The following is a 12,093-nucleotide window of genomic DNA, read 5'->3' on the forward strand; positions in this document are numbered from 1 at the left end:
CCACTCCAACGAAAGAACCTACTCGGAAGCAACGGTCCCCAAGGCCCACTCCACGTGCTCCCGAACCAAGGCACTGGCGCCGTCCTTGCGGGACACCAGGGCCTCGCGAGCCCCCTCCTCGCCAGCCCTCAGCGCATTCCCCAGCGCCACCGCGATGTTCCGCAGCCACCGCTCGTGGCCGATCCGCCGGATCGGACTCCCCTCGGTCCTGCGCAGGAACTCCTCCTCGGTCCAGGCGAACAGCTCGGCCAGACTGCGCCCCGTCAGCCCTTCCCTCGCATCGAAGTCCGGCAACGAACTCTTCTTGGCGAACTTGTTCCACGGACAGATCAACTGGCAGTCATCGCAGCCATAGATCCGGTTGCCCATCAACGTCCGCAGCTCGACCGGGATCGCCCCGCCATGCTCGATCGTGAGATAAGAGATGCACCGCCGCGCATCGAGCCGCCGCGGCGCGACGATCGCCTGCGTCGGGCACACGTCGATGCAGGCGCTGCAGCTGCCGCAGTGCGAGCTCACCGGTTCGCTCTCGGGCAGGACCATGTCGACGTAGATCTCGCCGAGAAAGAACATCGAGCCCGCGTTGCGATCGAGCACCAGCGTGTGCTTGCCGCGCCAGCCCTGCCCGCTGCGTGAGGCCAGCTCGGCCTCGAGCACCGGCGCCGAATCGGTGAAGGCGCGATGCCCGAAAGGCCCGACCTCCTGCGCGATGCGCTCGGCCAGTTTCGCGAGCCGGTTGCGCAACACCTTGTGATAGTCGCGGCCGCGCGCATACACCGAGACGATCGCCTCGCCGGGCCAGCGCAGGCGTTCGAACTCGATCGCCTGCCAGTCGGGATCGGTATCGCGCGGCAGGTAGTCCATGCGCGCGGTGATCACGCTCACGGTGCCGGGCACCAGCTCGGCGGGCCGCGCGCGCCGCGTGCCGTGCGCGGCCATGTAATCCATCTCGCCATGGAACCCATGGGCCAGCCATTGCATCAGACCGTCCTCGGCGCTCGACAGATCGACGCCCGCGATTCCGATTTGGGAGAATCCGAGTTCCCGGGCCAAGGCCTGAATACGCACAACGAGTGGATGGCTGCTGACGATCACTTGCCGATTGTAGAAATGCGCTGGCGCGACGAGGCCGACACCGAGGCCTTCGCTCGCTCGCTCGCGGCCTCCCCCGCGCTGCGCGATGCCTTCGTCGAACTGCACGGCGACCTCGGGGCCGGCAAGACCACCTTCGTGCGGCACCTGCTGCGCGCGCTCGGCATCACGGGGCGCATCAAGAGCCCGACCTATGCAGTGGTCGAGCCGCACGAGGCGCCCGACGGCCTCGCGATCTTCCACTTCGACTTCTACCGCTTCAGCGATCCGCGCGAATGGGAGGATGCGGGCTTCCGTGACATCTTCGCGGGCCCGGGCCTCAAGCTGGCGGAATGGCCCGAAAACGCGGCGGGGCGCACTCCAATTGCGGACCTAGCTATTAAAATCGAAGCAATGACCGACGACACACGCAGCGTGACACTCCTGGCGAACACACCTCGCGGCGGCGACCTGCTGTCCCACGCCGCCGCATGAAGGCGGGCGGCCTCAAGCGGCGCGTGCTGCTGCAGGGCGGCAGCCTCGCGCTGGTGCTCGGCGTCCATCAGATCGCGCGCGGCGCCAGCATCCTCGCGGTGCGCGTCTGGCCCGCGGCCGACTACACGCGCGTGACCATCGAGTCCGACGTGCGCCTGCATTCGCAGCAGCTCGTGGTCGGCAACCCGCCGCGGCTCGCGGTCGACATCGAGGGCATCGACCTCAGCAGCGAACTGCGCGAACTGGTCGGCAAGATCAAGCCCGGCGACCCCTACATCAACGGCCTGCGCGTGGGACAGAACGCACCGAAGGTGGTGCGCATCGTGTTCGACCTCAAGCAGACCGTGGCGCCGCAGGTGTTCTCGCTCGCACCGATCGCCGCCTACAAGCACCGGCTGGTGCTCGACCTCTATCCCGAGAAGGCCATCGACCCGATGGAGGCGCTGATCACCGAGCGCCTGCGCGACGCCCCGCGCACCAGCGGCAGCAACGACACCTCGGTGGCCAGCGCCCCCGCGGTGCCACCGCCCGCGACGCCGCCCTCGGGCCTGGCACCCGACGGCGGGCCGCCGATCCTCGTGCGGCCCTCGCCCAACGTGCCGGCACCGCGGCCCGTTCCCACGCCCGTCGCGCCGCCCGTGCGCCCACCCGTCGTCGCGACCGCGCCGCCTCCCGTACAGGATCCGCTGGGCGATCTCATGGCGCAGCAGTCGATGCGGCCCGGTCCCGCGACGCCGCCGCCGGTGGTCGCGGAGAACCGCCCGCTGCCGATGCCGCCGAGCCCGCCCGCGGCCGCGCCCCGCCCCGTGACTCCGCCGCCGCCGGTGGCGGTCGCGCGCGGCGGCGCCACCACCAACCGCACCGACCGCATCATCATCGTCGCGCTCGATCCCGGCCATGGCGGCGAGGACCCCGGCGCCATCGGCCCGGCCGGCACGCGCGAAAAAGACATCGTGTTGCAGGTCGCGTTCCGCCTGCGCGACCGCATCAACGCCAGCAGCATCAACGGCAACCCGATGCGCGCCTTCCTCACGCGCGATGCCGACTTCTTCGTGCCGCTGGGCGTTCGCGTGCAGAAGGCGCGGCGCGTGCAGGCCGACCTGTTCGTGAGCATCCATGCCGACGCCTTCACCACGCCGGCCGCACGCGGCGCCAGCGTGTTCGCACTGAGCCAGAGCGGCGCCTCGAGCAGCGCCGCGCGCTGGCTCGCCAACAAGGAGAACGACGCCGACAAGGTCGGCGGCGTGAACGTCGGCAACCACGAGGCGCAGGTGCAGCGCGCGCTGCTCGACATGAGCACCACCGCGCAGATCAACGACAGCCTCAAGCTCGGCGGCGCGATGCTCGGCGAGATCAAGGGCATCGGCGCGCGACTGCACAAGGGCCAGGTCGAGCAGGCCGGCTTCGCGGTGCTGAAGGCGCCCGACATTCCGAGCGTGCTGGTCGAGACCGCCTTCATCAGCAACCCCGAGGAAGAAGCCAACCTGCGCCGCGTGCAGTACCAGGAAGACCTGGCCGATGCGCTGATGCGCGGCATCCAGCGCTATTTCGCGCAGAACCCGCCGCTGGCGCGCAGCCGGCAGCTCTGAGCGGTCTGCGGGCCCTGTTTTCAGAGGGCGGCGTGGGCAGCGCCGACCCCGCGCAGGCTCCCCTTCCCACGCTGCGGCCCGGCGCCCCGCACAGGCAGGCGCGGCGGGCTCCTACACAGGATGGAACGCCGTTTTGCAGAAGATCACTCCATCGATTTTTTTAAACAGAAAGGTGGACATCATGAAAGCACGCATCTGGATTGCCGCTGCGGCGGCCACCTCCGTGATGGCGCTGGCAGGCTGCGCGTCGGGCCCGAACCAGAACCTGGGCACGGGCGTCGGCGCGGTCGGTGGCGCGCTGGTCGGCAATGCGATCGGCGGCAACACCGCCAGCACCGTGGGTGGTGCCGCCATCGGCGGCATCATCGGCAATCAGGTCGGCCGCAATGCCGACGAACGCAACTACTACAACCAGCAGCGTTATCCGCAGGGCAACTACTACCCGCGCAACGGCCCGAACTACTGATCGGCCGGGTGCTTGCCACCCGCACTGCCTGAACGAAAAGAGCGCCCCGCGGGGCGCTCTTTTTTGTGGGCGGACGGCCTCAGGCGCCCTGCTGCGCGCGCGCCTTCTCGGCCCGCGCCGCGCGCCAGGCACCGAAGATCGCGAGCAGGCCCGGCACGAAGATCAGCGCCCAGATGATCTTGTCGAGATGCTGGCGCACCAGCGGCAGGTTGCCGAAGAAGTAGCCCGCGGTCGCGATGCCCAGCACCCACAGCAGCGCACCGCCGACGTTGAACATGCTGAACTTGGCGCGGCTCATCTCGGCCACGCCGGCCACGAAGGGCGCGAAGGTGCGGATGAAGGGCATGAAGCGCGCCAGCACGATGGTGATGCCGCCGTAGCGTTCGTAGAAGGCATGGGCCTGGTCGAAGGCCTTGCGGTTGAAGAAGCGCGAACTCTCCCACTGGAACACTTTGGGCCCGAAGTAGCGGCCGATGCTGTAGTTGCACTGGTCGCCGAGGATGGCCGCGATCACCAGCAAGGTGCAGGCGATCGGAAAGCTCATCAGCCCCACGCCGCACAGCGCACCCACGATGAACAGCAGCGAATCGCCGGGCAGGAAGGGCATCACCACCACCCCCGTCTCGACGAACACGATCAGGAACAGGAGCGCGTAGACCCAGGGGCCGTAGGCGATGACGAAGGCCTCGAGGTGCTTGTCGACATGCAGGATGAAGTCGACGAGAAAGCTGATGATTTCCATGGGGGCGGATTATCCTTGCAGCGTCCGCCCCTCGGGCGAAGACCCCAGGCCGCGACCGCGCCTGCAGAACACCCATCCCCACCTTGGAGACACCGATGACAGGTCAATACATCCAGCTCGCCGCCAAAGACGGCAGCGGCAGCTTCCGCGGCTACCTCGCCGTGCCGGCCTCGGGCCACGGGCCCGGCCTGGTGATCGCGCAGGAGATCTTCGGCGTGAACAAGACCATGCGCGACGTGGCCGACTACTACGCCGAAGAAGGCTACGTGGCGCTGGTGCCCGACCTGTTCTGGCGCCAGCAGCCCGACGTGGAGCTGGGCTACAGCGAGGCCGACTGGCAGCAGGCCTTCAAGTTCTACGGCGGCTTCGACGAGGCCAAGGGCATGGAGGACATCCAGGCCGCGCTCGACGTGCTGCGCGACCGGCCCGAGGTGGTCGAGCGCCAGGCTGGCGTGCTGGGCTTCTGCCTCGGCGGCAAGCTGGCCTACCTCGCGGCCTGCCGCACCGATGCCGACGTGTCGGTGGGCTACTACGGCGTGGGCATCGACGCGGCGCTCGAGGAAGCGAAGAACATCCGCAAGCCACTGCTGCTGCACGTGGCCGAGCTCGACAAGTTCTGCCCGCCCGAGGCGCGCGAGCGCATCGTGCAGGCGCTCCAGGGCCATCCGAAGGTGGCGCTGCACGTCTATCCGGGCGTGGACCACGCCTTCGCGCGCGCGGGCGGCGACCACTTCCACAAGCCCTCGGCGCTGATGGCGCACGAGCGCAGCATCGCCGCGCTCAAGGCCGCGATCGGGCCGCACTACGACCTCTCGGCGCTGTGGGACAAGCACTGCGAGTACGAGTTCGGCACGCGCAACGTCGACGACACCATGTCGACCATGGTGACCGAGCCCTACGTCAACCACATTCCGACCATGACGGGCGGCGTGGGCTACGGGAACCTGCACGCCTTCTATACCAACCACTTCGTCAACAGCAATCCGCCCGACACCGCGCTGACCTCGATCTCGCGCACCGTCGGCGCGACGCAGGTGGTCGACGAGCTGCTGTTCACCTTCACCCACACCACCGAGATCCCGTGGATGCTGCCGGGCGTGGCGCCCACGGGCCGGCGCGTGGAGGTGCCGCTGCTCGCGGTCATCAAGTTCCGCGGCGACAAGCTCTACCACGAGCACATCTACTGGGACCAGGCCAGCGTGCTGGTGCAGGTAGGCCTGCTCGACCCGAAGCTGCTGCCGGTGGCCGGCATCGAGACGGCGCGCAAGCTGCTCGACGAGACGCTGCCCTCGAACACGCTCATGCCCTGAGCACGCGCGCCGCATGAAGAAGATCGACCCGCGGCTGCTGCAGGCCTTCGTGGCCGTCGCGCGCGAGGGATCGGTGTCCAAAGGCGCGCAGCGCCTCTTCCTCACGCAGCCGGCAGTCAGCCTGCAGCTCAAGGAGCTCGGCGCGCTGGTCGAGCTCGAGCTGTTCCAGCGCACGCCCACCGGCCTGCTGCTGACGCGCGACGGCGCGGCGCTGCTGAACCACGCGGAACACGCGCTCGAAGGCCTCAACGATTTCGCGATCGCCGCCGAGCGCATGAAGGGCGGCGTGCGCGGCGCGCTGCGCATCGGCACCATCCTCGACCCCGAGTTCACGCGCCTGAGCGGCCTGCTCAAGGAACTGGTGACGCTGGCGCCCGAGCTCGAGACCGAGCTGCACCACGGCACCAGCGGCGAGGTGCTGGCCAAGCTGCTGAACAAGGAGGTCGACGTCGGCTTCTACCTCGGCGATCCCGATGCGAGCGACCTGCCGCAGGCCAGCTCGGCCTCGCGCCGCAGCGAGGGCAAGGCCTTCCATTCGACCGTGCTCACGCGCTTCAGCTACCAGGTGATCGGCCCGCCGGGCTGGGGACCGCAGGTGATGGGCCGCGACTGGCCCGACCTGAGCTGCCTGCCCTGGGTGCTGGCACCGGCGACCTCCTCGCACTCGCGGCTGCTGGCGCCGGTGCTGCAGGCGCGCGGGCTGGTGCTGAAGAAGGCGGCGCAGGCCGACCAGGAGTCGTCGATGCTCGCGCTGGTGCGCGCGGGCGTGGGCATCTCGCTGGCGCGCGACGCGGTGGCGCTGCGCGCCAGCCAGCGCGACGGGCTGGTGATCGCCGACCAGGTCGGCATCGAGAGCGACCTGCGCTTCGTCTGCCTCGCGGGCGCGCTGCGGCGCCCCGAGGTCGACTGCGCGATGCAGGCGCTGGCGCGCGCCTGGCGACTCTCGCTCTGACCGGGCCTCAGGCGCGCGGCAGCGCCGAGCCTTCGAGCGCCGTGCCGGGCCGCGAGGCCTCGCGCGGCGCGGCGATCACGGTGCGCCAGCCCCTGGGCATCAGCGCCAGCATCAAGGCCGCGAGCAGCGCCGCGCCGCCCAGCGTGTAGAGGCCGGCGGCGGAACCGCCATTGTTCTGCTCGACGTAGGTGCGCAGGCTCGGCGCCACGAAGCCGCCGAGGTTGCCGATGGAATTCACCAGCGCGATGCCGGTGGCGATGCCCAGCCCCGAGAGGCGCTCCGACAGGAAGGCATAGAAGATCGGCGTGCCCGACAGGTAGGTCGAGGCGCCGATCGACAAGGCCGCGATCGCGAAGATCGGCGAGCCGTGCGCCGACAGGCAGACGCACACGCCGAACACCGTGTAGAGCGAGGCCACCGTGAGGCGCCGCCGCTCGTGGTGCCGGTCCGACCAGCGCGTGACGAAGTAGACGACGAACAGCGCCAGCAGCCACGGGATGCTGGTGACGAAGCCCACCATCAGCCCGATCTTCTGGCCGAGGATCTGCGACACCTGGCTCGGCAGGTAGAAGATCAGGCCGTAGGCCGCGATCTGCACGATGAAGAAGTTCAGCGCGAAGAACATCACCTTCGGGTTGCGCAGCGTCTGCATCACGGTGTGCGGGCTGCCGGCCGCCTTCTGCGCTGCCTCCTGGTCGAGCACGGCCTGCAGCGCATCCTGCTCCGCGGGCGCGAGCCACTTCGCGGCATGCGGCCGGTCGACGATCACGAAGAAGGCCGCGATGCCGACCACCACCGCCATCGCGCCCTCGATCAGGAACATCCACTCCCAGCCCTTGAGCCCGCCGATGCCGTGCATCTCGAGCAGCGCGCCCGAGACCGGCCCGCCGATCACCAGCGCGCCCGCGAAGCCGAACAGCAGGATGCCGTTGGCCTGCGCCCGCACCTTGGCCGGGAACCAGTAGGTCAGCGTCAGCAGCACGCCTGGATAGAAGCCGGCCTCGGCGATGCCGAGCAGGAAGCGCAGCAGGTAGAACGAGGTCTCGGTGGTCGCGAACATCATGGCCGAGGCCACCAGGCCCCAGCTCACCATGATCCGGCTGAGCCAGATGCGCGGACCGACGCGCGTCATGATCACGTTGCTCGGCACCTCGAAGATGGCGTAGCTCACGAAGAAGATGCCGGCGCCGAGCGCGAAGGCGCCGTCGCTGAGGCCGGTGTCGATCTGCAGCGCGTTCTTCGCGAAGCCGACGTTGACGCGGTCGAGGATCGACATGATGTACATGAGGATCAGCATCGGCAGCAGGCGCCAGCGCGCCTTGTGGACGGCGGCGCCGACCAGGGAGCTGTAGGGATTCATCGTCGTTGTCTCCTGGGTGTTCTTGGTGAGGTTCTTTGGCGCTAGTGGTTGCGGCGCGGAATCCCCGCGGTCTGCGCCACGCGCTGGTACTTGACGGCCGGCTTGAGCACCATGCCCTCGGACAGCGTGTCGACCATCGCGCGCTGGATCTCCTGCCACGGCGTCTGGCTCGCGGGGATCGGGTAGCCGCCCGCGGCCTCGAGCTGGCGCGCGCGGGAGCGCAGTTCCTCGTCGTCCACGAGCATGTCGACGCGACGCGCCTTCAGGTCCACGCGCACGCGATCGCCGGTGCGCAGCAGCGCCAGGCCCGCGCCCGCCGCGGCCTCGGGCGAGGCATTGAGGATCGAGGGCGAGCCCGAGGTGCCCGACTGCCGGCCGTCGCCGATGCAGGGCAGCGCCGAGACGCCGCTCTTGAGCAGGTGCGCGGGCGCGCGCATGTTCACCACCTCCGACGAGCCCGGATGCCCGATCGGCCCCACGCCGCGCATGAACAGGATGCAGGAGGCGTCGATATCCAGCGCCGGGTCCTCGATGCGGCGCTCGTAGTCCTCGGGACCGTCGAACACAATGGCGCGGCCGACGAAGGCATCGGGGTCGCCGGGCGCGCTCAGGTAGCGCGCCCTGAACTCGTCGGAGATCACGCTGGTCTTCATGATCGCGCTGTCGAACAAGTTGCCCGACATCACGAGGAAGCCGGCGTTCTTTCGCAGCGGCGCCTCGAAGGGGCGGATCACGTCGGCGTCCTTCACCGGCGCCTGCGCGCAGTTCTGCGCCAGCGTGCGGCCCGTGACCGTGAGCGCGCCCTCGCGGATCAGCCCGTGGCGATGCAGCTCGGCCACCACGGCCGGCACGCCGCCGGCACGGTAGAACTCCTCGCCCAGGTACTTGCCGGCCGGCTGCATGTCGAGCAGCAGCGGCACGTCGAGCCCCACGCTCTCCCAGTCCTGGATGACCAGCTCCACGCCCGCGTGCTTGGCGATCGCGATCAGGTGGATCGGTGCATTGGTCGAGCCGCCGATCGCCGAGTTGACGACGATCGCGTTCTCGAAGGCAGCGCGCGTGAGGATGTCCGAGGGCTTGAGGTCCTCGCGCACCATCTGCACGATGCGCCGCCCGGTCTCGTAGGCCATCTGCCCGCGCTCGCGGTACGGTGCCGGAATCGCGGCGCAGCCCGGCAGGCTCATGCCCAGGGCCTCGGCCAGCGCATTCATGGTCGAGGCCGTGCCCATCACGTTGCAGTGGCCGATCGAGGGCACGGTGGAGCCGACCAGGTCGATGTAGCCCGGAAAGTCGATGCTGCCCTTGGCGAACAGCTCGCGCGCCTTGAACAGCGTGGTGCCGGTGCCGGTGCGCTGGCCGTCGTGCCAGCCGTTGAGCATCGGCCCGCCCGACAGCACGATGGCCGGGATGTTCGCGGTGGCCGCGGCCATCAGCGCGGCCGGGGTGGTCTTGTCGCAGCCGGTGGTCAGCACCACGCCGTCGATCGGGTAGCCGGTCAGCGTCTCGACCAGGCCCAGGTAGGCCAGGTTGCGGTCGAGCGCGGCCGTGGGCCGGCGGCCGTTCTCCTGGATCGGGTGCATCGGGAATTCCATCGCGATGCCGCCCATCTCGCGGATGCCGTCGCGCACCCGCTGCGCGAGCTCGCGGTGGTGCCGGTTGCACGGCGTCAGGTCGGAGCCGCTCTGCGCGATCGCGATGATGGGGCGGCCGGACTGCAGCTCCTCGCGCGTCAGGCCGTAGTTGAGGTACCAGGCCAGGTGGAGGACCGAGAGTTCACTGTGCTCGGGGTTGTCGAACCAGGCGGCGGAACGGAGGGGGCGGGGGGTCATTGGGGGTCTTTCTCGAAGGGCGTTCTCGTGGAGCGGCCGGAGCTTAGGGAGAGCGCCGCGCGAGCGCCAATGAGATCGGTTGCGAGGCCGTATAAGCGCTGCAAATACAGCCGATGCCCCGCCCGGGGGGCCGGTCCGGGCCAGCTTCTAGAATGGTTCGGTGAGCGCCCTTCCCACCTCCTCCCTCCCCCCCGCCGAACGCCGCCCGATCCGCGAACTCCCCGACGAGCTGATCAGCCAGATCGCCGCGGGCGAGGTGGTCGAGCGCCCAGCCTCGGTGGTGCGCGAGCTGCTCGACAACGCGCTCGACGCGGGCGCGACGCAGGTCACGGTGCGGCTGGCGGCCGGCGGCGTGCGGCTGATCTCGATCGAGGACGACGGCCTGGGCATCCCGCGCGAGGAACTCGTGGTGGCGCTGCGGCGCCATGCCACCAGCAAGATCGCGAGCCTCAACGACCTCGAGACGGTCGGCACCATGGGCTTTCGCGGCGAGGCGCTGGCCGCCATCAACGCGATCGCCGAGCTGAGCCTGCAGTCGCGCGCGGTGGGCGCCGACGGCGCCTGGTCGCTCGACGGCCGCACCGGCGAGCTGCGCCCGGTGGCGCGTTCGCGCGGCACCACGGTCGAGGTGCGCGAGCTGTTCTTCGCGACCCCGGCGCGGCGCAAGTTCCTCAAGACCGATGCCACCGAGCTCGCCCACTGCATCGAGGCGGTGCGCCGCCATGCGCTGGCGCGGCCCGACGTGGGTTTCTCGGTCTGGCACGACGGCAAGCTGGTCGAGCAATGGCGCGCCAGCGAGCAGCGCGAACAGCGCCTGGGCGATGCGCTCAGCGAGGATTTCGTGGCGCAGAGCGTCACGGTCGAGCATGTCGGCGGCCCGGTGCGCGTGGTCGGCCGCGCCGGCATTCCCGATGCGGCGCGCTCGCGCGCCGACCACCAGTTCTTCTACGTCAACGGCCGCTTCGTGCGCGACAAGGTGCTGTCGCACGCGGTGCGCAGCGCCTACGAGGACGTGCTGCACGGCCAGCGCCAGCCGGTCTATGTGCTCTATCTCGAGATCGATCCCGCGCGCGTCGACGTGAACGTGCACCCGACCAAGATCGAGGTGCGCTTCCGCGACGGCCGCGAGGTGCACCAGGCGGTGCGCCATGCGGTCGAGAACGCGCTGGCCGCGCCGCGCGCCGGCGACGCCACGCAGGCGGCCCAGGCGCAGCAGCCCTTCTTCAAGCCGGTGTCGCCGGTCACGACCGGCTCGTGGTCGCAGCCCGCCATCAATTTCAGGGCCGCCGAGCGCGGCGCCGGCGATTTCGAGGCCATGTGGCCGCGGCGCGCCAGCGAGACCCTGCTGGCGCCCGAACCCTCCTCGGCCCACTGGCCCGTGCTGTCCGATTCCGGCGTCGGCGCGGCGCCGGCCGCCGGCCTCGGCACCCAGGCCCCGGCCGCCCCGTTCCAGGCTCCCGCGGGCCTCGCGGCCGAGTCCCAGGCGCTGGCCCACAACGACGAAGCCTGGCCGCTGGGCCGCGCGCTGGCGCAACTGCAGGGCATCTACATCCTGGCCGAGAACAGCCAGGGCCTGATCGTGGTCGACATGCACGCGGCCCACGAGCGCATCGTCTACGAGCGCCTGAAGACCCAGCTCGACGGTGCCGCCATCTCGAGCCAGCCGCTGCTGATCCCGGCCACCTTCGCCGCCACGCCGCAGGAAGTGGCTACGGCCGAGGCCTGCACCGCCGTGCTCGCCACGCTGGGCCTGGAGATCACGCCCTTCTCGCCGCGCACCTTGGCGGTGCGCGCGGTGCCCGGCACGCTGGCCGACGGCGACCCGGTCGAGCTGGCGCGCAGCGTGCTGGCCGAGCTGTCGCAGCATGACGCGAGCACCGTGGTGCAGCGGGCCCAGAACGAATTGCTGTCGACCATGGCCTGCCACGGCGCGGTGCGCGCCAACCGCAAGCTCACGCTCGACGAGATGAACGCCCTGTTACGCCAGATGGAGGCGACTGAGCGTTCGGACCAGTGCAACCACGGCCGTCCGACCTGGCGCCAGCTCTCGATCCGGGAGCTCGACGCCCTGTTCATGCGCGGGCGCTGAGCCAAATCCGCACCAAAAGCCGTCCCAAAAGCCGCCAACTGGCGGCTTTTTGAGGGTTTTTCCGGGTTTCGGGCCGTCATCCGCATGGCGGGCACGCACGTTGCATGGTGAGTTCGCCAAAGACGCCATGAAGCGCTGGCCAGGGAGGTGTCGAAATGCACGTCGGCGTGTTTCGGCAGAAAGCAGATGA

The 12,093-nt window shown here is 69.8% G+C and carries 10 protein-coding genes; 6 read left to right on the plus strand and 4 right to left on the minus strand.

Annotation, left to right across the window (positions count from 1 at the left end; genetic code table 11):
• Nucleotides 1-18 precede the first annotated feature (18 nt).
• Nucleotides 19-1,092, minus strand: a complete 1,074-nt coding sequence (queG, locus tag AC07RV_RS34685) for a tRNA epoxyqueuosine(34) reductase QueG (RefSeq protein ID WP_296777447.1) — start codon at nucleotides 1,090-1,092, stop codon at nucleotides 19-21.
• On the opposite strand from queG, the gene tsaE reads away from it, so the two are divergent.
• From tsaE to AC07RV_RS34700, 3 genes are all read left to right on the plus strand, one after another.
• Complete coding sequence (gene tsaE, locus AC07RV_RS34690; protein ID WP_057597919.1) at nucleotides 1,078-1,566, plus strand: tRNA (adenosine(37)-N6)-threonylcarbamoyltransferase complex ATPase subunit type 1 TsaE; 489 nt, start codon at nucleotides 1,078-1,080, stop codon at nucleotides 1,564-1,566. The genes queG and tsaE overlap by 15 nt on opposite strands.
• Nucleotides 1,563-3,155, plus strand: a complete 1,593-nt coding sequence (locus tag AC07RV_RS34695) for an N-acetylmuramoyl-L-alanine amidase (protein ID WP_296777226.1) — start codon at nucleotides 1,563-1,565, stop codon at nucleotides 3,153-3,155. The genes tsaE and AC07RV_RS34695 overlap by 4 nt, the downstream gene beginning before the upstream one ends.
• A 181-nt stretch (nucleotides 3,156-3,336) precedes the next feature.
• Entirely contained in the window at nucleotides 3,337-3,621 is a 285-nt protein-coding gene (locus AC07RV_RS34700) for a YMGG-like glycine zipper-containing protein (protein WP_057597702.1), read from the plus strand.
• Nucleotides 3,622-3,700: 79 nt separating this feature from the next.
• On the opposite strand, the gene AC07RV_RS34705 is transcribed toward AC07RV_RS34700, so the two are convergent.
• Nucleotides 3,701-4,363 carry a DedA family protein gene (locus tag AC07RV_RS34705; RefSeq protein WP_093354573.1) on the minus strand — a complete coding sequence of 221 codons (663 nt, stop codon included), beginning with the start codon at nucleotides 4,361-4,363 and terminating at the stop codon, nucleotides 3,701-3,703.
• Between the two features lie 95 nt (nucleotides 4,364-4,458).
• Here AC07RV_RS34705 and AC07RV_RS34710 point away from each other — a divergent pair, with 95 nt between their 5' ends.
• A complete protein-coding gene (locus tag AC07RV_RS34710; RefSeq protein ID WP_296777221.1) occupies nucleotides 4,459-5,673 on the plus strand; it encodes a dienelactone hydrolase family protein in 1,215 nt (404 codons plus the stop codon).
• Nucleotides 5,674-5,686: 13 nt separating this feature from the next.
• Nucleotides 5,687-6,625 (plus strand): LysR family transcriptional regulator, encoded by a 939-nt coding sequence (locus AC07RV_RS34715; RefSeq protein ID WP_296777219.1) that lies wholly within the window; start codon nucleotides 5,687-5,689, stop codon nucleotides 6,623-6,625.
• Between the two features lie 7 nt (nucleotides 6,626-6,632).
• Here AC07RV_RS34715 and AC07RV_RS34720 read toward each other — a convergent pair whose 3' ends face one another.
• Together AC07RV_RS34720 and AC07RV_RS34725 are read right to left on the minus strand one after the other, a co-directional pair.
• The gene (locus AC07RV_RS34720; protein ID WP_296777215.1) at nucleotides 6,633-7,985 is read right to left on the minus strand and encodes an MFS transporter; all 1,353 of its coding nucleotides are present in this window, start codon (nucleotides 7,983-7,985) and stop codon (nucleotides 6,633-6,635) included.
• Between the two features lie 41 nt (nucleotides 7,986-8,026).
• Nucleotides 8,027-9,814 (minus strand): IlvD/Edd family dehydratase, encoded by a 1,788-nt coding sequence (locus tag AC07RV_RS34725; RefSeq protein WP_296777213.1) that lies wholly within the window; start codon nucleotides 9,812-9,814, stop codon nucleotides 8,027-8,029.
• Nucleotides 9,815-9,974: 160 nt separating this feature from the next.
• On the opposite strand from AC07RV_RS34725, the gene mutL reads away from it, so the two are divergent.
• Nucleotides 9,975-11,903 carry a DNA mismatch repair endonuclease MutL gene (gene mutL / locus AC07RV_RS34730; protein ID WP_296777210.1) on the plus strand — a complete coding sequence of 643 codons (1,929 nt, stop codon included), beginning with the start codon at nucleotides 9,975-9,977 and terminating at the stop codon, nucleotides 11,901-11,903.
• Nucleotides 11,904-12,093 lie beyond the last annotated feature (190 nt).

The sequence above is a fragment of the Variovorax sp. GW821-FHT09B01 genome, from assembly GCF_059418345.1.

Excerpts from the sequence above, each read along its gene's own strand:
- AC07RV_RS34705 (WP_093354573.1), bottom strand. The coding sequence starts at position 4,363 with ATGGAAATCATCAGCTTTCTCGTCGACTTCATCCTGCATGTCGACAAG.
- AC07RV_RS34710 (WP_296777221.1), top strand. The coding sequence starts at position 4,459 with ATGACAGGTCAATACATCCAGCTCGCCGCCAAAGACGGCAGCGGCAGC.
- AC07RV_RS34715 (WP_296777219.1), top strand. The coding sequence starts at position 5,687 with ATGAAGAAGATCGACCCGCGGCTGCTGCAGGCCTTCGTGGCCGTCGCG.
- tsaE (WP_057597919.1), top strand. The coding sequence starts at position 1,078 with ATGGCTGCTGACGATCACTTGCCGATTGTAGAAATGCGCTGGCGCGAC.
- AC07RV_RS34725 (WP_296777213.1), bottom strand. The coding sequence starts at position 9,814 with ATGACCCCCCGCCCCCTCCGTTCCGCCGCCTGGTTCGACAACCCCGAG.
- AC07RV_RS34695 (WP_296777226.1), top strand. The coding sequence starts at position 1,563 with ATGAAGGCGGGCGGCCTCAAGCGGCGCGTGCTGCTGCAGGGCGGCAGC.
- AC07RV_RS34720 (WP_296777215.1), bottom strand. The coding sequence starts at position 7,985 with ATGAATCCCTACAGCTCCCTGGTCGGCGCCGCCGTCCACAAGGCGCGC.
- AC07RV_RS34700 (WP_057597702.1), top strand. The coding sequence starts at position 3,337 with ATGAAAGCACGCATCTGGATTGCCGCTGCGGCGGCCACCTCCGTGATG.